At 67.9% G+C, this 21395-nt stretch carries 17 protein-coding genes; 13 read left to right on the forward strand and 4 right to left on the reverse strand.

Translation table 11 applies throughout. The features are described 5' to 3' along the window. Window positions 1–78: 78 nt before the first annotated feature. Window positions 79–2199 (reverse strand): Stk1 family PASTA domain-containing Ser/Thr kinase, encoded by a 2121-nt coding sequence (locus J2X01_RS16525; protein WP_310059939.1) that lies wholly within the window; start codon window positions 2197–2199, stop codon window positions 79–81. Window positions 2200–2318: 119 nt separating this feature from the next. Then, window positions 2319–3650, reverse strand: coding sequence for a LysM peptidoglycan-binding domain-containing protein (locus J2X01_RS16530; RefSeq protein ID WP_310059805.1), 1332 nt, complete (start codon window positions 3648–3650; stop codon window positions 2319–2321). A 276-nt stretch (window positions 3651–3926) separates the two neighbouring features. On the opposite strand from J2X01_RS16530, the gene J2X01_RS16535 reads away from it, so the two are divergent. Continuing rightward, window positions 3927–4280 carry an Rv2175c family DNA-binding protein gene (locus J2X01_RS16535; RefSeq protein ID WP_310059808.1) on the forward strand — a complete coding sequence of 118 codons (354 nt, stop codon included), beginning with the start codon at window positions 3927–3929 and terminating at the stop codon, window positions 4278–4280. A 146-nt stretch (window positions 4281–4426) separates the two neighbouring features. Here J2X01_RS16535 and J2X01_RS16540 read toward each other — a convergent pair whose 3' ends face one another. Both J2X01_RS16540 and J2X01_RS16545 read right to left on the reverse strand, forming a co-directional pair. After that, complete coding sequence (locus J2X01_RS16540; RefSeq protein ID WP_310059812.1) at window positions 4427–5521, reverse strand: polyprenyl synthetase family protein; 1095 nt, start codon at window positions 5519–5521, stop codon at window positions 4427–4429. Beyond that, a complete protein-coding gene (locus J2X01_RS16545; RefSeq protein ID WP_310059814.1) occupies window positions 5518–6054 on the reverse strand; it encodes a hypothetical protein in 537 nt (178 codons plus the stop codon). Before J2X01_RS16545 ends, J2X01_RS16540 begins: the two co-directional genes overlap by 4 nt. Before the next feature lie 74 nt (window positions 6055–6128). Here J2X01_RS16545 and dinB point away from each other — a divergent pair, with 74 nt between their 5' ends. The 12 genes from dinB (at window position 6129) to murG (ending at window position 21392) form a co-directional block, all read left to right on the forward strand. Then, on the forward strand, window positions 6129–7391 hold the full coding sequence (gene dinB / locus J2X01_RS16550; protein ID WP_374724990.1) for a DNA polymerase IV: 1263 nt from the start codon (window positions 6129–6131) through the stop codon (window positions 7389–7391). Between the two features lie 263 nt (window positions 7392–7654). After that, a complete protein-coding gene (locus J2X01_RS16555; protein ID WP_310059817.1) occupies window positions 7655–8029 on the forward strand; it encodes an SCO2097 family morphological protein in 375 nt (124 codons plus the stop codon). 476 nt (window positions 8030–8505) lie between these two features. After that, a complete protein-coding gene (gene mraZ / locus J2X01_RS16560; RefSeq protein WP_310059820.1) occupies window positions 8506–8934 on the forward strand; it encodes a division/cell wall cluster transcriptional repressor MraZ in 429 nt (142 codons plus the stop codon). Window positions 8935–9125: 191 nt separating this feature from the next. Further along, entirely contained in the window at window positions 9126–10124 is a 999-nt protein-coding gene (gene rsmH, locus J2X01_RS16565) for a 16S rRNA (cytosine(1402)-N(4))-methyltransferase RsmH (protein ID WP_310059823.1), read from the forward strand. After that, window positions 10121–10825, forward strand: a complete 705-nt coding sequence (gene ftsL, locus J2X01_RS16570) for a cell division protein FtsL (protein WP_310059825.1) — start codon at window positions 10121–10123, stop codon at window positions 10823–10825. Before rsmH ends, ftsL begins: the two co-directional genes overlap by 4 nt. A gap of 42 nt (window positions 10826–10867) precedes the next feature. After that, entirely contained in the window at window positions 10868–12664 is a 1797-nt protein-coding gene (locus J2X01_RS16575; protein ID WP_310059829.1) for a peptidoglycan D,D-transpeptidase FtsI family protein, read from the forward strand. Window positions 12665–12776: 112 nt separating this feature from the next. Next, complete coding sequence (locus J2X01_RS16580; protein WP_310059832.1) at window positions 12777–14426, forward strand: UDP-N-acetylmuramoyl-L-alanyl-D-glutamate--2,6-diaminopimelate ligase; 1650 nt, start codon at window positions 12777–12779, stop codon at window positions 14424–14426. 6 nt (window positions 14427–14432) lie between these two features. Then, window positions 14433–16058: a UDP-N-acetylmuramoyl-tripeptide--D-alanyl-D-alanine ligase gene (locus J2X01_RS16585; protein ID WP_310059835.1), complete on the forward strand. Its 1626-nt coding sequence runs from the start codon at window positions 14433–14435 to the stop codon at window positions 16056–16058. After that, the gene (mraY, locus tag J2X01_RS16590; protein WP_310059838.1) at window positions 16055–17164 is read left to right on the forward strand and encodes a phospho-N-acetylmuramoyl-pentapeptide-transferase; all 1110 of its coding nucleotides are present in this window, start codon (window positions 16055–16057) and stop codon (window positions 17162–17164) included. The genes J2X01_RS16585 and mraY overlap by 4 nt, the downstream gene beginning before the upstream one ends. After that, window positions 17146–18747 (forward strand): UDP-N-acetylmuramoyl-L-alanine--D-glutamate ligase, encoded by a 1602-nt coding sequence (gene murD, locus J2X01_RS16595; protein WP_310059840.1) that lies wholly within the window; start codon window positions 17146–17148, stop codon window positions 18745–18747. Before mraY ends, murD begins: the two co-directional genes overlap by 19 nt. A 2-nt stretch (window positions 18748–18749) precedes the next feature. Continuing rightward, a complete protein-coding gene (ftsW, locus tag J2X01_RS16600) occupies window positions 18750–20243 on the forward strand; it encodes a putative lipid II flippase FtsW (RefSeq protein ID WP_310059843.1) in 1494 nt (497 codons plus the stop codon). A 6-nt stretch (window positions 20244–20249) separates the two neighbouring features. Then, window positions 20250–21392: an undecaprenyldiphospho-muramoylpentapeptide beta-N-acetylglucosaminyltransferase gene (gene murG / locus J2X01_RS16605; protein WP_310059846.1), complete on the forward strand. Its 1143-nt coding sequence runs from the start codon at window positions 20250–20252 to the stop codon at window positions 21390–21392. Window positions 21393–21395 lie beyond the last annotated feature (3 nt).

A 21395-nucleotide genomic window follows, 5' to 3' on the forward strand; every position in this document is an offset into this window, starting at 1 on the left:
GAAAGGCTCCGCCCGGCTGGTTTCAGCCGGGTGGAGCCTTTTAATGCCTGGGTCGACTTGGACCGGGGCCGACCTTGGTCAGACCACCCTGAGGATGACAACGGAGCCTTCCGGGGCCTTGGTGTCCTCCGGATCCTGTTCCCGGACAGTTCCGAAGAACCCGCCGAAGATGTTTTCCACTTTGACCTCGAACCCGAGGTCCTCGAGGGCGTTGCGGGCCTCGTCGACCTGCTTGCCAACGAAGCTCGGAACGTCGACGAGCCTGGGCCCCTTGGAAATGGTGAGCGTCACGGCGCCGCCCCGGGTCAGGTTGCCGGACGCCGGGTCCTGCTCCACCACGGCGCCTTTGGGCACGGACCGGTCATTGACGGTGTCAGGTGCGATCACAGCCTTCAGTCCGGCGGCCTCGATGGCCTCGACTGCTTCCCCTTGTTTCTTGCCGCGGACGTCCGGCACCGGAATGGGCTGCGGGCCCCTCGACACCGTGAGGTCCACCGGCGTGCCATGGCGGGCCGGAGCGCCGGTCGGTGGAGCCTGGGCCAGGACGACGCCGGCGGGCGCTGTCTCATGATAGGTTTCGGCGATTTCCCCCAGGGCCATGCCGGCGGCGTTGAGGGCGGTCTTCGCCTCGTCCAGAGTCTTCCCGGTCAGCTCCGGCAGGGGGAACAGCTCGGGCCCCTTGGAGACCGCCAGGGACACCGGCTGGAACTTCCGGATCACCTCTCCGGCTGCCGGTTCGGATCCGACCACCAGTCCGGGCCCGACGTCGTCGTCGAAGACGTCCCGCCTGGTGGTGGACTGGAATCCGGCCGCGCGGAGCAGCTGCTCGGCCTCCGCCACCGTCCTGTTTGTGAGGGCCGGTATGGTGCCGGGGGAGCCCGGTCCCATCCCGAAGAACCAGCCGGCGCTGCCGGCCAGCAGCGCCGCGATGACCAGCACGAGGATCCAGAGCAGGCCGCGCCGCCGGGGGTTCCCTTCGCGCAGGCTCCGGACCGGTGTGGCAGCTGCCCGCTGGCGCGCCCTTTCCTCGTCCCGGTCATGCCTGCGCTGCGCCCGCTTGTTTGCGGGCACGCTGGACTCCGGTCCGTCATCGAAGTAGTCCTCGGGGTACGCGGGCTCGTCCGGAGCGGTCAGCGGACCGTAGCCGGGGTGGCGCGGGGCGGCGGACATCACCGTGGTCGGGTTGCTGCCGCGGGCGATGAATTCCGTGGGCTGCTGCCGGCCGCCGAAGACTTCGGTGGCGCCGTGGTCGGTGCGCGGATCCGGAACACTCCCGGGCCGCCGGGCCGGCGGGCCGGGCGGTACCGGCGGCAGCGCCGGACGTGCCGCCGGCGGCTGCAGGTCGAGTTCGGCGTCGCTCAGGTTGGTCCGGATGTGCCGGAGTTCGGAGAGCAGGGCGTTTCCGTCGACCGGGCGTTTGTCGGGGTCATTCGCGGTGCACCACTGCACGAGTTCATCGATTTCCGCGGCGAGTCCGGGAACGCGCTCCGACGGGGCCCCGACGGCGGAGTTGACGTGCTGGTAGGCGACCTGGATGGGAACCTCACCGTCAAACGGCTGCCGGCCGGTGATCATTTCGTAGAGCATGATCCCCACCGAATAGATGTCACTCCGGGCGTCGGCCTGCCGGCCCAGCACGAGTTCGGGGGAGAGGTAGGCGACGGTGCCGATCAGCGCGCCGGTGCTGGTCGACGTCGAAATGGCGCGCGCCAGCCCGAAGTCGCCGAGCTTGATCCGCCCGTCTTCGGCAATCAGCACATTTTCGGGTTTGATGTCGCGGTGGATGAGACCGGCGTCGTGCGCTGCTCCCAGCCCCTCGACGACGGGGTCGATCAGGGCCAGGGCCAGGCGCGGCGGGAGCGCGCCCCTGTCCTTCAGGACGTCGCGCAGGGTGTGGCCCTTGATGTACTCCATCACCAGGTAGGCCACCCGGTCATCCTCGCCCTGGTCCAGCACCCCGACGACGTGCGGATGCGACAGCCGGGCGGCGGCCTTGGCCTCACGGCCCAGCCGGTCAAGGAACTGCGGGTCGCCGGCCATGTGCGGGTGCAGCACCTTCAGCGCCACATCCCGCTCCAGCCGCCGGTCGGTGGCCACATAGACAGTGGACATTCCCCCGCTGGCGAGCCTGGACTGAATCAGGTACCGGCCATCCACCAGGGTGCCAACGAGTGGGTCCGACGAGTAATCCTGCACTATACGATCCTAATCGCTGCACCGAAACGGGCCCGAATCAATATGCGATCCGGGCCCGTATCGTTATGCTCCGGGGCTTTTCCAGAGCGGGGGACGCCGCGGCAGCGGCTGTCCGCGGCTGCTCAGCCGAAGTTTTGCCGGTGTGCCTTGATGGACTCCACATACTGTTTGGTGTCGTCGTACATGCCGTACTGGCTGACCGAGTACTGGCCCTGGTAGTAGCCCGCGATGGCCGTGTCCAGGTCCGGGCTCGTGCGGATGAGCTGCCGGATGATCGCGACGCCGGCCGTGGCGTTGTCGTACGGGTCCAGCAGGTTCAACGGGCGGCCAACGAGGTCCGAAGCCCACTCGCCGGACGACGGGATGACCTGCATGGTGCCGATGGCGTTGGCCGGGGAGACGGAACGCTGGTCGAAGCCTGATTCCTGGAGGGCGAAGGCCAGCGCCAGGGACGCATCGACGCCCATGCGGCGGGCCGTGTCCGCGACGATCGTCTTCATCTGTTCCCGGCTGGGTACCGGCGAGGCGTTCAGCAGCGCCTTGTTCTCATTGGCCGAGCTGACCACCGCGGCCGGGTAGGTGAAGCCGAGGAAAGTGCTCGGGACCAGCGGCGTCACCGTCGCAGCGGGCGGGGTGGAAGCCGGAGCGATGGACGCGCCCGGCAGGGCGAGCTTCTGGCCGGGGTAGATGATGCTGCTCATCGTCAGGCGGTTGGCGGAGAGGACATCGGCGAGCTTCACCCCGTTCCTGGCCGCGATGCCGGAGAGCGTATCGCCGGACTTGATGGTGTAGGAGCCCGACGGGGAGGCGGGAGCGGCCGGAGCCGGGGCCGCGGGAGCTGGCGCTGCAGTGCCGCCGCCGATCTTGATCTGCTGGCCGGGGTAGATGATGGAACCCATGGTCAGCCCGTTCCAGCCGAAGACCTCAGAGAGCTTCACGCCATGGCGGTCAGCAATGGCACCGAGGGTATCGCCCGACTTGACGGTGTACATGCCGCCGGCGGCGGCAGCGGACGGCGTCTCCGGTTCCGGCGCCGCGTCCGGGCCGCCGAGCTTGATCGTCTGCCCGGGGTAGATGATCGTGTTCGCCTGCAGCCCGTTCAAGGCCAGGACGGCATGGGTGTCCAGGCCAAACTTGCCGGCAATTCCGCTGACCGTGTCGCCGCGGGCGATCGTGTACTCGGCCGGTGCAGACACCTGGGCGGGGCGGAAGGCGGACGGAACGGCCGCCGGGACGGAACCGGCCGGGATCAACGCCGACGCCAGCGACCGTGCGGTCTGGGCCTGCAGGGCGGCCGCCAGTGTCGCGGGGATGGCCCGCGGCCGGGATTCCGCCGCCGCCGGCTGGGCAATCGCCAAAGAAGAAAGAACGACGGCGGGAAGGGCCGCCGTCGTCGCCGCAATCATCGGCAGGCTGTGCCTCGCAGTGGGCTTTGGCGAACGTGACGTCGTCATGGGAAAGTCCTCTTCTCAGCGGCGAACGCTGCGGGTCTGGCCGGCATTACTGATGTTAACAGTGTGACTCGTGTTATTGCTGTTACAAATGTGATCCATGTGAATCTCTCACGAATTGGGAATTAGCACAAGAACCGTTGGACATTCAGCAAGAGGAGTTCTTGGAGTGTCGTTCCGGGAATGGGCACGGCGGCCGGAGGGGGTGTCCGGACTGTCTCCTTTTATCGGGTGGGCGCTGACTAGGCGCCAGGGCTCCCGGCATGGCAATCTTGATCCGTGAGTAATGTAGAAAGCCTCGTGGGCGAATGGCTGCCCCTGCCCGATGTTGCACAGCTTATGAACGTTTCGATCACAAAGGTTCATGCGCTCCTTGACGAACGCGCATTAGCGGCACTGAGGGTCAGTGAACGCCGGATCCGCTGCGTTCCTGCAGAATTCATCCAGGACGGTCATCCCGTCGAGAGCCTTAAAGGAACGATTGTTGTTCTCGCGGACGCCGGCTACTCCGACGAGGAACTCATTACGTGGTTGTTTACACCGGATGAATCCCTGCGCGGCCGTCCCATCGATGCCCTGCGTGAGGGGCGGAAAACGGAAATCCGGCGCCGGGCACAGTCCCTGGCCTGGTAGGAGCCGCCGGGCTCCCGGAGCCTAACCGCCACAGTTCCTGACCCACGCGGGCCCCGTACCTGGAAAAGCCAGATGCGGGGCCCGCGCTGATTAGACAGCAGGACGCCGGGGCAGCCTGATTACTCGGGGGCAGCCTGGTCGGCGGCTCAGGCCGCCCGGCTGACCGTTGCCTCAGCCAGCCTTCGGAGCGCCGTCTTCGGCAGCTCGTCCAGCGGCAGGAGATCCAGGGCGGAGAATGCTGCCCGCCCGAAATCCTCGATCAGGACTTCCGTGGCCTTGAGTGCGCCGCAATCGGCGATGATGCGCCGGATCTCGTCCACGTCGGCGTCGCCCAGCCCCGGGCTGCCCAGCTTTGCGTCGATGAAGGCCGACTCGGCGGGGCCGGCCAGGTCGAGGGCAAAGGCGATCAGCACGGTCCGCTTTCCCTCACGGAGATCGTCTCCCGCGGGTTTGCCGGTGGTGACCGGATCGCCGAAGACTCCCAGGACGTCGTCGCGGAGCTGGAACGCCTCGCCCAGCGGGAGGGCGAACGCCGAGTAGCCCCGCAGCAGCTCGTCGCGGGCACCGGCCAGTGCGCCGCCCAACGCCAGCGGATGTTCAGTGGAGTACTTGGCAGACTTGAAGCGGATGATGGACTGGGCACGGCTGACTGCGCCGGCGCGGTCCCGCCGGGGCCCCGCGACTTCCTCGAGGATGTCGAGGTACTGACCTGCCATGACCTCGGCACGCATCAGGTTGAAGATCAGCCGTGACCGGCTGCCGGCGGCTGCACTCTGCCCGATTTCGGTAAAGGCTTCCTCGCTGAAGGACAGGCACAGGTCGCCGGTGAGAATGGCGGCCGCGTGCCCGAATCTTTCGCTGTCCAGTGCCCAGCCCTGCGTCCCGTGCAGCTCGCTGAAGCGCCGGTGCACGCTGGGGCCGCCCCTGCGGGTGTCCGAGCGGTCGATGATGTCGTCGTGGATCAGGGCCGCTGCCTGGAAGAGCTCCAGCGCCGAGCCGGCCGTCACGACCTCGTCGGCCCCGGCCTCGCCGCCGGCGCCCCGCCAGCCCCAGTAGCACATGAGTGCCCGCAGCCGCTTTCCGCCCGTGACCAGGTTCGAGATGGATCCCATCAGCGGATCGATGTCGGGGGAAATCGCGGACATCACCGACTGGCGGGTGGTCAGGAAATCGGTGAGCTTCCCGGCGACGGCCGCCACGTACGCAGCCTGCTCCAGGCGCAACTGCTCCGCGACAGTCACTTGACGGACTCGGCGGCGACGTTGGCGCCGATGGTGAACGTCGAAACCCCAGCGGTTTCCAGCACGGAGATGTTGACCGTTTCGTTGTCGCCGCGGAGGAAGTCCTTGGACGGCACGGCTCCCACCGTTTCCCCCGGGACCGCCGTGAAGCCCTGGGCCAGCAGGTGCTGCGTGTAGAAGGCGAGCACCTCGGCCGACGGGGCCTGGATGCTGCCCACGAGCGCCGCGGTGGCGGGTGTTGTGGTCTTGTCAAAGCTGCTTGAGACGACCTTCGCTCCGGGCATCACCGGCAGGAGCTGCTCCGGGAACCCGGGAACCATGGCGCCGACGGTGGCCGAGGTGCCGGGTTCGGCCGACGGGCTGGCCGGCGCCGTCGTCGATGGCTGGTCCGCCGACGGCGCGGCCGGGACGGACGAGGCGCCGGGGGAAGCCGTTCCGGGGTTGCCGGGCGTGCACGCGGTCAGGCCAGCCAACAGCGCTCCCGCCGCCAGAGCAGCTGCCGCAGCACGTTTGCGCTGTCCAAATACCTTCACGGGGACATTCCTCCTGGGGTTGACGCCGGATTCAGCCTCCAGTTTAGTCAGTCCCGGGGCATAGGATTGAAGTCGTGGGGCCGGACCAGGATAAACAGCAGCGGGAGCAGTCTCCGCAGGGCGCCGCCCAACGGCTCGGTGAGGCGCAACTCCGCGAGCTCCGGCGGAGCAGCATCATGCACGTGGACATGGACGCGTTCTTTGTCTCGGTCGAACTGCGCAGCCGTCCCGCGCTCGTCGGCAAGCCGGTCATCGTGGGCTACCCCGCCGACCGTTCGGTCGTGCTGTCGGCCTCCTACGAGGCGCGGCGTTTTGGCGTCAAGTCCGCCATGCCGATGGTGGTTGCCATGCGGATGTGTCCCTCCGCCGTCGTTATCGAGCCCCGGCACAAGCTGTACTACGAGGTTTCGGGCCAGATCATGGACATCTTCGGTTCGATTACCGACCTCGTGGAGCCACTCAGCGTGGACGAGGCATTCCTCGACGTCGGGGGAGCGATCCGGCGGCTCGGGCCGCCCCGCGGGATCGGCGAACTTGTCCGCACCCGGGTCCGCAGCGAACTGGGCATCACCGCCTCCGTGGGGATTGCCGCCAGCAAGTTCGTGGCGAAGATTGCCTCCACGCGGTGCAAACCTAACGGGCTGCTGCTCATCGGACCGGAGGAGACGGTCCCGTACCTGCACAGCCTGCCGGTCAGCGCCCTCTGGGGTGTCGGGGCCAAAACCGTCGAGGTGCTCTCGAGGATGGGCATCCGGACCGTCGCGGACGTTGCGGCGTCCCCCCTGCCGTCGCTCCGGAAGGTGCTTGGTGCTTCCGGGGAGCACGTCTACCGCCTGTCGTGGGGCATTGACCCCCGCCCGGTCACCCCGGTCCGGCTGGAGAAGAGCATCGGTGCGGAAGAGACGTTCGCGGTGGACACCGCGGACGAGGCGCTGCTGCACCGGGAACTGTTGCGCCTGTCGCACCGGACGGCGGAGCGGCTCCGCAGCTCCGGCATGCACGCCCGCACTGTCGCCCTCAAGCTGCGCTATGCGGATTTCTCCACGATCACCCGCAGCCGCACGGTCAGCACCCCGATCGACAGTGCCCAGCTGCTCTACGCCGTCGCCGTCCAACTGCTGGAGTCACTGGGCGAACGCCCCATGACCGTGCGGCTCGTGGGGATCCGGGCCGAACAGCTGGAGGAGGCCGCCCAAGCGCCGCTGCAGCTGAGCCTCGACCGACGGGATGACAACTGGCGCGCCGCGGAACAGGTTCTGGACCAGGTGACCAGGAAATTTGGCACCAAATCCGTGCTGCCGGCACGGCTCCTGGACCCAGGGAACACTTCGGGCTGATCGGACGGCCGGTGGGCCCTTCGGAAGTCAACGGGACGTTCGGCATCTTTCAGAACAGGGCGCAACAAACTATCCTTATTTATACGTAGATTGTGAACGACAGGATCGAGCGTTCGGACTAATGCAGGACCAGCTGAACACCCCGACCGGGATCCAATGCGGCCAACGACGGCCATTGGGAACCACACGGGAATCCCGCACGTTATGGGTTTAGGGACACTGGCCGCGTCAGTCTGGACGTTGGCCGACTTAAGGAGGTCGTGATGCCGCTCTCGGAGCACGAACAGAAGTTGCTTGAGCAACTGGAGAAGCAGCTGCATGAGGACGATCCCAAGTTCGCCAGCTCGATGGGCTCGGACGCAGGACGTTCATGGTCGACCCGCCATCTGGTGATCGGAGTCCTGGCCGCCCTGGCCGGCATCGTTCTCCTGCTCTTCGGCGTGACGATCCAAAACATTTTCGTCGGCGTCCTTGGCTTTGTGGTGATGGGCGCGGGGGTCTACTACGCCACCATGCGTGGCGCGGCCGCCGGCAAGGCCAAAGCCGCAGGTGCGGGCCGGAAGTCCGGGAAGCCCCGGAGTTCGTTCATGAGCAATCTTGAGGAACGCTGGGACGAGAGGCACCGCGGGGAGTCCTGAACGCCGGCAGTGCAGCTCCCCGGAGCGCACCCGTGGCGGCCCGCCCTTCCTGCACGTCTCCACTTCGCACCGCGTCCACCTTCAACTGGCTCCACTTTCAACCACCGGCACGAGGCCGATGGCGTAAAGACCCGCTGCGGCGGGTCTTTCGCCGTTAAGCAGGGTTAAACACTGCCCCCGCGGCGACTTCCTGCCGAATCGCCGAGCCGGCAGAGCGCCTGAGCGCCAGACCGGCCCCACGAGGGCCCGGCACTGGATGGCCGGATGCCATGGCCTGCCGCCGTCCCTCCACTGCGCACCCCAGGTGTGATTCCTTGCCATGACAGGGAAGCTGCGGCTGCCGATCCCACAAATGGGTGTGCAAACCAGCGGCATGTCGTTGACTGTGGAGGGATGTGGAGTAATGTGGAGGACGTAAGAGGGTAGTGGCAGCAGGGGGACGTTGGGCTTTCCTACGAACAGACGGGCGGTGGGCCGTGTTTCTCGGCACCCATTCGCCGCGCCTGGACGAAAAAGGTCGAATCATCCTTCCCGCGAAGTTCCGCGAGGAGCTTGCCGGGGGACTGGTCCTGACGAGGGGCCAGGAACGCTGCATCTACGTCTTCAGTGAGGCGGAGTTCGGCCGGGTTCACGAGCAGATGCGGGAGGCACCAATCTCCAGCAAGCAGGCTCGCGACTACATCCGTGTCTTCCTCTCTGGAGCCTCCGACGAGGTACCTGACAAGCAGGGGCGCGTGACGATTCCGCAGGCGCTCCGGGAGTACGCAGGGCTCGGCAGGGAACTCGCCGTCATTGGTGCAGGAACCCGCGCGGAGATCTGGGACGCCCAGGCCTGGAATGAATACCTCGCCGAAAAGGAAACGGCCTTCTCGGAGACCGACGACGCCATACCGGGGATTCTCTGAAACCCCACGCCAGCAGCACTGCACGATTCTTGACCGAGATCTCCAGCCGCCCGTCCGGCCGTTTTCCTGGCTCACTTCCCCGGAGCCAGGCGGACGCAGGTTAGGCGCGGATGGGGATCTGGATCAAGAAGCGGCACGCGCAGCCAGCAACCGCACTCCACGAACCAACCGGACCACGAAAGGACGCAGGTATGACGGATCCAGACCACTCGAAGCCCACGTCCGAACGGCATGTACCGGTCCTCAAGGACCGGTGCATCAATTTATTGGCACCAGGGTTCGAGGCAGCGCGCAGCCGCGGCGAGACCCCCGTGGTCATTGACGCCACCCTGGGCATGGGCGGTCACTCCGAGGCAATGCTGCAGCGCTTCCCGGACCTGCACCTGATCGGCATTGACCGTGACGAGGAAGCCCTCGCCCTCGCCGGGGAACGGCTCCAGCCCTTTGCTGACCGGATCGACCTGGTCCACGCCGTGTACGACGAGATTCCCGACATCCTGGCGGACCTCGGCTTCGCGGAGGTCCACGGGGTCCTGATGGACCTCGGGGTCTCCTCGCTGCAGCTGGACGAGCGGGAGCGCGGCTTCGCGTACTCCTTCGACGCACCGCTGGACATGCGCATGGACACCAGCCGCGGCCAGACCGCAGCCGACGTCATCAACAACTACAGCGAAGAGGACTTGGTCCGGATCATCCGGAAATGGGGCGAAGAGAAGTTCGCCGGCCGCATCGCCAACCGGATCGTCACCGCCCGGGCGGTGAAGCCCTTCACCACCACCGGGGAGCTGGTCGAACAGATCCGTGGGGTGGTCCCCGCGGGCGCCGCAAAATCCGGCGGGCATCCCGCGAAGCGCACCTTCCAGGCGCTCCGGATTGAGGTCAACGAGGAACTCGATGTCCTGGAACGCGCCATCCCCGCCGCCATCAACGCGATCGCCGTCGGCGGCCGCGTTGTCGTTATGTCCTACCACTCGCTGGAGGACAAGATCGTTAAGGGCTTTTTCCAGGCCGGTTCCAAATCCTCCGCACCGCTCGGATTCCCGGTGGAGCTGGAAGAGCACAAAGCCGGGCTGAAGACCCTGACGAAGGGCACCGAAGTGCCCACCGCCGCCGAAATCGCCGAGAACCCACGCGCCGCCTCGGCCAGGCTCCGCGCCGTGGAACGCATCAAAGCCAGGAGGGCCGCATGAGCACCGTTGTCAGCAGATTCCCCGTTGCCACCGCAGCGACCGCCCGCGCCCTGCCCGGGATCACTCCCGGCACCGGCCCGTCCCGGAAGGCGCGCACCCCGCTCTCGCTGGTCCGGTCGGCCCCGCGCAAGCGCCGCGCCCCGTTCGTTGTGCTCTGCTTTGGCCTCCTCGCAGTGGCGCTCATGGCAGTGCTGGTGCTCAACATCTCCGTCTCCACCGCGCAGTACCAGCTGGTGCAGCTGCGGGGCGAGCAGTCCACCCTGACGAAGCAAAACCAGGACCTGACCCAGCAGGTCCAGAACTTCGATGCCCCGCAGAACCTGGCGGCCAAAGCGACCGAACTGGGCATGGTGGCCGCCACGGCTAAGGGCCAGATTGACCTCTCCACCCTGACCGTGACCGGCAAGGCGAAGCCCGCAGTGAAGGGCGACGCGCCCGGCGCCGTCATCGCCGCGCCCGCCGTGGCCGGACAACTCCGCGTGGTTCCGCCCGCCGCCGTCAACGAGCCGCTGGCCAACCGCAAACCGGCCGCAGCCGCCGCGGCTCCCGCCGCTCCCGCAGCTGAGGCCGCGCCGGCAGCCGCAACTCCCGACGCCGCAGCTACCCCGGAACCAGCAGCCGCCGTCGCTCCGGTTCCGCCGGCCGCCGAACTCCACGGGGGCTCTGTTCCGGCCCCCGCGCAGAAGGTCCCCGGGCAGTAGCGCAGGACGGACCACCAGCCCGGCAAGCAGCAAGGAAACATCGTGGCAGAGAGCACCGGCAAGGCACGCAAGGCCAAAGCGCCGAGCGCGACCCGGCGGCTGCGGTTGGGACTGGGCGTCATGCTGACGCTGCTGCTCGTCGTCGGCGGAAAACTCTTCCTGGTCCAGGGCCTCGACGTGGGGGGCATGGCCGAAGCCGCCCTCCAGAACCGGCTCACCCCGGTCGAGCTTCCCGCCGAGCGCGGCAGCATCCTGGATGCCAACGGCACCGTCCTGGCCAGCAGCGTGATCCGCTACAACGTCGTCGTGGACCAGCGCGTGAACACCAAGACCGAGACGTTCCGCCGGTTCAACGAGGACAATGACGAACTGGTCAAGGTTTCCCGGGACCAGGGCATCTCCGAGCTTGCCTCGCTGCTGGGTATGGACACGGCCACGGTCAAGGAGGCCCTCACCGGCGAGCAGCCGTACTACATCGTGGCCAAGGACCTGAAGCCCGACGTCGAGGACCGCATCTCGAAACTGCAGATCCCGGGCATCGTCACCGTGGGCACCAGCAAACGGGTGTACCCCAACGGTTCGGTGGCCGGCGGCATTGTCGGCTTCCTGAAGGACGGCACCACCGGACAGGCCGGGCTCGAGCAGACCCAGGACGAGATCCTCAGGGGAACTGCCGGCAAACGGCTCTTCGAAATCGGCGCCGACGGGCTGCGCATCCCGGTGGGCGTGGACCAGCTGACGCCCGCCGTGAACGGCAAGGACATCAAGCTCACCCTGAACTCGGACCTCCAGTACTTCGCCCAGCAGGCCATCCAGAGCCAGCGGGACAAACTCAGCGCCGACTGGGGCGTCGTCATCGTCCAGGACATCAAGACCGGCGACATCATCGCCATGGCGGACACCAACTCCCCGGACCCCAACGACCCGGGCAAGGTCGACGCCCAGGACCGCGGCGTGAGGGCCGTGACGGCCGCCTACGAGCCCGGCTCGGTGGAAAAGATGATCACCGCCGCGGCCCTGATCGAGGAAGGCAAATCGAGCCCGCTGGAAAAGTTCACCATCCCGTCCTCCTACACCGTGGACGGGCAGACATTCAGCGACGCCTTCGCCCACGGCACGGAGGACCGGACCCTGGCCGGCATCCTTGGCTGGTCGATGAACACCGGCACGGTCATGGCCGGCCAGCGGCTCAGCAAGGAGCAGCGCCACGACTGGCTGCAGAAGTTCGGGATCGGGGAAGCGCCGGATATTGGACTTCCCGCCGAGGCCGCGGGCATCCTGACCCCCGCCGATGAATGGGACGGCCGGCAGCAGTACACCGTGCTGTTCGGCCAGGGCGTCTCGCAGTCCACGCTCCAGACGGTGCGGGCTTTCCAGAGCGTCGCCAACAACGGCGTGATGCTCCAGCCGCGGCTGATTGACAGCTACATCAACCCGGACGGCACCGAGGAGAAGGCGCCGGCGCAGCCTGCCCGGCAGATCGTTTCCCCGGACACCGCCCGGCAAGTACGGGACATCCTCGAGAGCGCCGTGACGGAGGGCCAGATCAAGGAAGCAGCCCTGGACGGCTACCGGGTCGGGGCGAAGACCGGTACCTCACAATCGCCCTGCGACGACGGCACCGCCGGCTTCTGCGGTTTCACGGCGTCGATGGTGGGCATGGCGCCGATGGACGATCCTCGGTTTATTGTTGAAGTGGTGCTGCAACGGCCCAAGGGCGATATCTACGGAATCTCGAACGGACCGGTTTTCCGGTCGGTGATGAGCCAGACGCTGCGGACGTTCAACGTCCCGCCGTCCACCGGCGAACCCGTCCGGCTGCCGCAGTTCGCCAAGTAGCACCCGAGAACCAGCACGTCCACCACGAACCTGTCCCGGGAAACTGGGCCCGCGGGCCGGAGCATCACTCCGCGCGCGGCCAGATCCACCAGCACCACCAACGGAGACCCACTTGTCAGATCAGTTTGCCCCCGGCGCTTCCGCCGTGCCGTCCGGTCCGGGATCCAGCACGGGATTCCGGCCCACTGCGGTTGCCGCCGTGCCGCTGGCAATCATCGGTCAGTCGATCGGCGTCGTTGTCCCCGGGGCCTCCGCCTCAGTCGCGGTCACCGGGATCTCGCTGAACTCCCGCTCCGTGCAGCCCGGGGACCTCTACGTCGCACTGCCCGGCGCGAGCCGGCACGGGGCCGACTTCGTCTCCCAGGCCGTGGAGGCGGGAGCAGCGGCGGTGCTGACCGACGACGCCGGTGCACGCCTGCTGGCGTTCTCCCACGACATTGCCGTGCCGGTGCTGCTGGCCGAAGAACCGCGCGCCCTCGTGGGCCAGCTGTCCGCCCTGATTTACCGGAGCCGGCCGCAGGATGCGCCCGCTCCGGCGCTCTACGGCGTTACCGGCACCAACGGCAAGACCACCACCACCTACTTCATCAACGCCCTGCTGCAGGCCCTCGGGAAGAAGACGGGACTGATCGGCACCATCGAGATCCTGGCCGGCGGCGAAGCGATTCCCAGCCTGCTCACCACGCCGGAATCCACCGATGTGCACGCCCTGCTGGCCCTGATGCGTGAGCGGGGCCTCGACGCGGCCTCCATGGAGGTCTCCTCGCACGCCGTCTCGTTCCACCGGGTGGACGGCGTCGTGTTCGACGTCGCCGGTTTCACCAACCTGACCCAGGACCATCTCGACCTGCACGGCAGCATGGAGGAGTACTTCCAGACCAAGGCGCGGCTCTTCAGCCCCGAAAGGGCCCGCAGCGCCGTCGTGACCGTGGACGACCGCTGGGGGGTACAGCTTGCCGCCACCGCCGGCATCCCGGTCACCACGCTGGCCACGCACGACGCCGGCACTGCGACAGCGACGGCGGACTGGACGGTCCACAGTCCGGCGCCGCGCGGCCTGGGCACGGACTTCAGCCTCCGCCACCGCGACGGCACGGAACTGCGGGTCCACACCGGCCTGCCCGGAAGCTTCAATGTCGCCAACGCGGCGCTGGCAACGGCCATGGTGCTCGCGGCCGGCCACGATGCCGCCGCCGTCCAGGCCGCCCTTGATGCGCGCGACCCCTTCACCGTCGCCGTCCCCGGCCGCATGCAGCTCGTTTCCACCGCCCCCGCCGCGGTGGTCGACTTTGCCCACAACCCGGACGCGCTGGCCCGCGCACTCGAGGCCGTCCGCTCCCCGGAACCGGGATCCCGCGTGATCATCGTCTTTGGCGCCACCGGACAGCGGGACCAGGGCAAGAGGCCGGCCATGGGTGCCATCGCCGCGCGCCTCGCCGACACCGTCATTGTCACCGACGACGACCCGCACGACGAGGACGCCGCGCGGATCCGCGCCGACGTCCTGGCGGGCGCGACGGAGGCCAGGGAAAGCGAGGGCCTGGGCAGCAGCATCATTGAGGTCTTCCCCCGCGAAGCCGCCATCCGGCGCGCGGTGGAACTCGCCGGCCCGGCTGACACCATCCTCGTCGCGGGACGGGGCCACGAGATTTGGCAGGAGGTCAAGGGCGTCAACCACGCCCTTGACGACAGGGTGGAGCTCCGCTCCGCCTTGACAGCTCGGGGATTCACCGTTCTCGAAGACCAGCGGATAGAGTCCTAAACCGAGATGATTGCATTTACCGCGGCGGAAATCGCCGACATAACCAACGGCCGGCTGGCCGCGGACCCCGGCATCACCCCCGGTTCCGTGGTGACCGACTCCCGCGAAGCCACCCCGGGTTCCCTCTATGTGGCCAAGCCGGGGGAGACCGCCGACGGCCACGACTTCGTCGGCGCGGCCTTCGAACGCGGTGCTGTCCTTGCCCTGGTCCAGCATGACGTGGCGGACGACGCCGGGCGCAACCACCCCGCCGTCGTGGTCCAGGACCCGGTCCTCGCGATGGGCGCCCTCGCCGCGGAAACCGTCCGGCGGATCCGCGCCGGCCGGGCCGCCGACGGCGAGCCACTGACGGTGATCGGCATTACCGGTTCCGCCGGCAAGACCACCACCAAGGACCTGCTGGCCGGGATCCTGGCCGCGGAAGGCACGACCGTTGCCCCGCAGGGTTCCTACAACGGCGAAGTCGGGGTCCCGCTCACCGTCTTCAAGGCCGGCGCCGACACCCGCTACCTCGTGATCGAGATGGGTGCCACCGGCGTCGGACACATCAGCTACCTCGCGGAGATGGTCCGCCCCGACATCGGTGTGGTTCTCGGGGTCGGCACAGCCCACGCCGGTGAATTCGGCGGTGTGGAGAACATCGCCCGGGCCAAGGGCGAACTCGTCGAAGCCCTCGCCGGCACCGGCACCGCCGTCCTCAACCTGGACGACGCCCGCGTCGCGGCCATGGCCGGGCGCACTTCCGCCACCGTGCTTGGCTACTCCGCCCAGCCATCCCGCGACGACCACTCCGACGAAGTCGGTGAAGAGCGGGTCGGTGAAGAGCGAGTCGGTGAAGAGCGGGTCGGTGAAGAGCGAGTCGGTCCGGGGCGTGCCGGTGCAGAGCGGGTCCGCGCCGAGGGCGCCGAACTCAATGCCGACGGACACCCCGAATTCGACCTTTTCCTGCCGGGTGAGGCCGCCGGACACCACGTCACCGCCAGGCTGATCGGCGCGCACCACATCGCCAACCTGCTGGCAGCGGCGGCAGCGGCCCACGCCGCCGGCGTTCCCGCCGCGCGGATCGCGGCCTCCCTCAGCAGCCAGGCGGCCGCCAGCCGCTGGCGGATGGAACGCACCGAACGGGCCGACGGCGTCACCGTCATCAACGATGCGTACAACGCCAACCCGGAATCGATGCGGGCCGCGCTGCGGACCCTCGCCGACCTCGGCAGGGGCCGCCGGACCTGGGCGGTGCTCGGCGCCATGCTGGAGCTGGGCGACGACTCCATCCGCGAACACATCGCGGTAGGCACACAGGTCGTCCGGCTCAACATCTCCCGGCTTGTCGTCGTCGGGCGCGAGGCCCGATCGCTCTATGTCTCGGCCATCAACGAGGGATCCTGGGGCAACGAGTGCGTCTTCGCCGAGACTCCCCAGGAGGCCTACGAACTGCTGCAGGCCGAGCTCGAACCGGGTGACCTCGTCCTGTTCAAGTCCTCCAACAGCATCGGGCTGCGCCATCTGGGCGATCGGATAGCATTACCCCCACAGGCGCCCGGGACCGCTGCCGGTGCCGGTGAGCGACGGACTGCCGACAGTGCCGCCGGAAACGCTGCCGGAACCGCCACTGAAGGGAGTGCGCTGCTGTGATTGCACTGCTGATGGGGTCTGGCCTGGCCCTGCTGTTTTCCTTCCTGGGCACCCCCCTTTTCATCCGTTTCCTGGTCCGGAAGAGCTACGGGCAATTCATCCGGGATGACGGGCCCACCACGCACCACACGAAGCGCGGCACCCCCACGATGGGTGGCACCGTCGTGGTCCTGGCGGTGCTCGCGAGCTACGGCATCACCCACCTCGTCATGTGGCTGATGAACCCGAACTCGCCCGGTCCGACCGCCTCGGCCGTGCTGCTGTTGTTCCTGATGGTCGGGATGGGACTCGTCGGCTTCCTGGATGACTTCATCAAGATTTCGAAGCAACGAAGCCTTGGCCTGAACGCCAAGGCCAAACTGGTCCTGCAGGCCGCCGTGGGCATCATCTTCGCGGTCCTTGCGCTGTATTTCCCGGACGAGAACGGCGTCACGCCGGCCTCCTACCAGATCTCCCTGGTCCGTGACATCCCGTGGTTGAACCTGGCCTTCGCCGGCACGGTCGTCGGCGCCATCCTTTTTGTGCTGTGGTCCAACCTGATCATCACCGCCGCCACCAATGGCGTGAACCTCACCGACGGCCTCGACGGCCTGGCCGCCGGCGCCTCCATCATGGTCTTCGGCGCCTACACCCTGATGGGGATCTGGCAGAGCAACCAGGCCTGCGGTTCGCCGCGGCAGGCGGGCGCCGGCTGCTACACCGTCCGGGACCCCCTGGACCTTGCCCTGCTCGCCGCCATCCTGAGTGCGGCGCTGGTCGGCTTCCTGTGGTGGAACACCTCCCCGGCCAAGATCTTTATGGGCGACACCGGCTCGCTGGCGATCGGCGGCGCCGTCGCCGGGTTCGCCATCCTGTCCCGGACCGAACTGCTGCTGGCCTTCATCGGCGGCCTCTTCGTCCTGATTACGCTCTCGGTGATCATCCAGGTCGGCTACTTCAAGATCACCAAAGGCAAGCGATTCTTCAAAATGGCCCCGCTCCAGCACCACTTTGAACTCAAAGGCTGGGCCGAGGTCACCGTCGTCGTCCGGTTCTGGATTCTGTGCGGACTCTTCGTCGCCGCCGGGCTGGGCATCTTCTACGCCGAATGGGTGGTACTGCTGTGACCAGTCAAATTCCCGCACCCCTCGCCACCTCGCCCCGGATCCGGGACCTGGTCAGCTGGGACTCCGACTGGGCCGGGCTGCGCGTCGTCGTGACCGGAATCGGGGTCTCCGGCTTCGCCGCCGCGGACACGCTGATCGAACTTGGCGCGCGCGTGGTCGTAGTGGACGCCGCCACCGGCCCCAAGGCGCAGGCCCAGGCGGACACACTGCGGATCGTCGGGGCGGCCGAGGTGCTGCTGGGCGAGGAAGCCGTCGCGACTATGCCCAGGATCGACGGTGCCAAGCCCGACCTCGTGGTCACCTCCCCGGGGTGGCGGCCGGACCAGGCCGTCCTCGCCGCCGCGGCCAGGGCCCACATCCCGGTCTGGGGCGATGTCGAACTTGCCTGGCGGGTCCGCGAACGCAAAGGACGCAAGACCGCCGACTGGCTCACCATTACCGGCACCAACGGAAAAACCACCACCGTCGGGCTGACCGAAGCGATGCTGCAGGCCGCAGGGCTCAAGGCCATCGCCGTCGGCAACGTCGGCACACCGATCCTGGACGCCCTGCGCGATCCGGTGGACTACGACGTCTTCGCCGTCGAGCTCTCCAGCTTCCAGCTGCACTGGAGCCACTCGGTTTCCCCGGTGGCGAGTGTGTGCCTCAATGTCGCCGAGGACCATGTCGACTGGCACGGTTCCTACACGTCCTACCTGGCCGACAAGGCCAAGGTCTACGAACGCACCCAAAAAGCATGCATCTACAACGCCGAGCAGATCGAAACCGAACGCATGGTCGAGGACGCCGACGTCGTCGAGGGCTGCCGTGCGGTGGCCTTCACCACGGTCACGCCGGCGGTCAGCATGCTCGGCGTCGTCGAGGGGCTCCTCGTGGACCGCGCCTTCATCGCAGAGCGCAAAGACAGCGCCGCCGAACTGGCGTCCGTTTCGGACCTCGGCCCGGTGGCCCCACGCCATATGGTTGCCAACGCCCTCGCTGCCGCGGCACTGGTCCGCGCCTACGGGGTGGAACCGGCCGCGGTCCGCAAGGGCCTGCTCAACTACCTTCCGGGGGACCACCGCATCCAGCTCGTGGCCAGCCACAACGGCATCCTCTGGGTCAACGACTCCAAGGCCACCAATCCGCATGCGGCCGCCGCTTCGCTCTCCGCGTTCGAGAACGTCGTGTGGATCGCGGGCGGGCTGTCCAAGGGCGTGAACTACGACGCGGTCGTCCAGGAGCATGCCCGCCGGCTCAAGGCCGTCGTCCTGATCGGGGCGGACTCGAGCGATCTCCGGTCCGCGCTTCGGCGACACGCGCCGGATGTCCCCGTGATCGGTGAAGAGAAGGGCGAAACTGAAGACGTGCAGATTGCCGGAACGGCCGACGCCGAAGCAGGCCCCTCGCCGATTTTCAGCGAGACTGTGATGGCCCGGGCCGTTGCGTCGGCGGCGCAGCTGGCCGCTTCCGGGGACACTGTGCTCCTGGCCCCGGCGGCTGCATCCATGGATCAGTTCTCTTCCTACGCTCACCGCGGCGACACCTTCATCGAAGCTGTCCGCGAGCTCGTGGAAGGGCAGGCTCAGACCGGCGAGGAGTAACAATGGTCAGCACGCCCACACGTACGCCCGCGTCCGCATCGGCCGCGACACGACAGCCCACCGCGAAGGCGCCGGCAGCAAAAGCCTCAACGGCCCAGGCGCCAAAAGGCCCGCAGTCGGCCGGCCGGAAAATCCGGGGCTGGTACCAGGGATTCTGGTCCGCCCTGGAAGGGTCCGGCAAGTCCCGCAACGGCTCCACGTACTACCTGATCCTTGGCTCCACGCTCGCGCTGACGGCAATCGGAATCCTGATGGTGCTCTCCGCCTCCAGCGTCGAGGCCATCGCCGCGGGGGAGTCGCCCTACACCGCCGCCCTCAAGCAGGGGATGTTCGCCGGGATCGGCGTTTTCGGCATGTTCCTGCTCTCGCGGGTCAACGTGGTGTGGCTCAAACGCGGCGCCTGGATCGCCATCATCGCCGCGTTCGTGCTGCTGGTGCTGGTGCTGCTCGTCGGACGAAGCGCCCTCGGCAACCAGAACTGGATCGACGTCGGCCCCTTCACGTTCCAGCCCTCCGAGGCGGCGAAACTGGCACTTGCCCTCTGGATGGCCACCGTGCTGGACCGCAAGGCCAAGCTGCTGTCCCAGGCCAAGCACGCCCTGATCCCGGTGGTAATCCCGGGCGCCGGCGGGGTGATCGCCCTGATCCTCATGGGCAACGACCTCGGCACCGCCATGATCGTCATGATGATCACGGCGGCCGCACTGTTCTTCGCCGGCGTGCGGCTGTACCTGTTCGGCATCGCCGGGGTTGTCCTTGCCGCGGGCACGGCCGTCCTGGCCCTGACGAGCCCCAACCGGGTCTGCCGCATCCTGTCCTGGACCGGCCAGACCTGCGCGGACGGCTCCGACCTGAACTACCAGTCCACGAACGGCCTGTACGGACTCGCCTCCGGCGGGTGGTTCGGGGTGGGGCTCGGCCAAAGCCGGCAGAAATACAGCTGGATCCCTGAAGCCCACAATGACTTCATCTTCGCCATCATCGGGGAGGAACTCGGACTGGTCGGAACCTTCGTGGTCCTGGTCCTTTTCGCCATCCTCGGTGCCGCCATCTACCGGGTCGTCGTCGCGCAGAAGGACATGTTCCACCGGGTCCTGGCCGGCACGATCATGGTGTGGCTGCTCGGCCAGGCGACAGTCAACATGGCCGTGGTCACCGGGCTGGCCCCCGTGGTCGGAATCCCGCTCCCGTTCATTTCCTACGGTGGCTCGGCGCTGCTTATGTCGCTGTGCGCGATCGGCGTAGTCTTGTCACTGGCCCGGGCACAGATGGCGCCCGGCCTGCAACCGAAGCGGCTGTTGAGGTTCGGCCCGGCTTCACTGGCGGCGACCCTGCGGAAGCGGGGCGCAGCACGCGGCGCAGCCGGGAAGGCAGCCGGGAAACCCGCCGGCAGCACCGCCAAAACGGCCAAGGGACCCGTGCCCGGAGCAACCGCTGACCGGAAGACCCCCCGCAGAACCCCCGCCCCCAGCAATCCGGCACGAAAGCGTAAATAGGCCTCCATGAACACCGAGTCGTCATTGTCCGTCGTCCTCGCCGGCGGCGGAACAGCCGGACATATCAGCCCGCTCCTGGCCATCGCGAACGCGCTCCGGGAGGCCCGCCCCGAAGCCCGGCTCCTCGCGGTGGGAACACCGGCCGGGATGGAAGCCCGGCTGGTTCCGGCCGCAGGGCTGGATCTCGCCACCATCAGCAGGGTCCCTTTCCCGCGCAGGCCTTCGCTGGACCTGCTGCGGCTGCCCGGACGGCTGGTTGCCGCCGTGAAACAGGCCGGCGGAATCCTCGACGAGGCCAAAGCTGACGTCCTGGTCGGCGTCGGGGGCTACGTCTGCACGCCGATGTACCTCGCCGCCTGGCGCCGGAAGATCCCCATTGTCATCCACGAGGCGAACACCCGCCCCGGGCTGGCGAACCGGGTGGGTGCACGGCTCGGCGGCCATGTTGCCGTGGCCTTCGAGGCAACCAGGCTGGGCGCCTCCCGGCACGTCGGCATGCCGATGCGCCCGGAAATCTCCGGTCTGGACCGGAGCGCAGCCCGGAACGAAGCCCGGGCCGCCCTCGGCCTGGATCCGCAGCGCCCGGCCCTGATCGTCACCGGCGGCTCCTCGGGCGCCCAGAGCATCAACCGCACCATCGCGGCGTCGGTTGGACTCCTGGCGGAGGCCGGGATCCAGACCCTGCACATCACCGGACGCGGCAAGGCCGTGCACGACGCCGACGGCAAGCCGCTGGCTGCCCCCGGCTACCAGCAGCGCGAGTACGTCGACGGCATGGAAACGGTGTACGCCGCGGCTGACCTGCTGCTGGCCCGCTCCGGCGCCGCCACGGTCTGTGAGGTCGCCGCCGTCGGCCTCCCTGCCGTCTTCGTTCCGCTGCCCATCGGCAACGGCGAACAGGCGCTCAACGCCGCCGGTCTCGTCGCCGCAGGCGGTGCGCTGGTCGTCGAGGACAGCACATTTTCGCCCGAGTGGGTCCGCGGGCACATCATCCCGCTGCTGCGGGACCCGGACAGGCTGGCCCGGATGGCGGCCAGCGCCGAACGGCTCGGCATCCGGGACGCCGCCCAGCGCATGGCCGGACTCGTCCTTGAAACGGTGGCGTCCGCGCAGGCAACGCCCGTGAAGCAGCACAGCAGGAAGCGGTAGAGC

Source organism: Arthrobacter ginsengisoli, from assembly GCF_031456935.1.
Classification (GTDB): Bacteria; Actinomycetota; Actinomycetes; order Actinomycetales; family Micrococcaceae; genus Arthrobacter; species Arthrobacter ginsengisoli.

Coding starts and splice junctions, on each gene's coding strand:
- murG (WP_310059846.1), top strand. CDS start 20,250: ATGAACACCGAGTCGTCATTGTCCGTCGTCCTCGCCGGCGGCGGAACA.
- murD (WP_310059840.1), top strand. CDS start 17,146: ATGGGTGGTACTGCTGTGACCAGTCAAATTCCCGCACCCCTCGCCACC.
- ftsL (WP_310059825.1), top strand. CDS start 10,121: ATGAGCACCGTTGTCAGCAGATTCCCCGTTGCCACCGCAGCGACCGCC.
- rsmH (WP_310059823.1), top strand. CDS start 9,126: ATGACGGATCCAGACCACTCGAAGCCCACGTCCGAACGGCATGTACCG.
- J2X01_RS16530 (WP_310059805.1), bottom strand. CDS start 3,650: ATGACGACGTCACGTTCGCCAAAGCCCACTGCGAGGCACAGCCTGCCG.
- J2X01_RS16555 (WP_310059817.1), top strand. CDS start 7,655: ATGCCGCTCTCGGAGCACGAACAGAAGTTGCTTGAGCAACTGGAGAAG.
- J2X01_RS16585 (WP_310059835.1), top strand. CDS start 14,433: ATGATTGCATTTACCGCGGCGGAAATCGCCGACATAACCAACGGCCGG.
- ftsW (WP_310059843.1), top strand. CDS start 18,750: ATGGTCAGCACGCCCACACGTACGCCCGCGTCCGCATCGGCCGCGACA.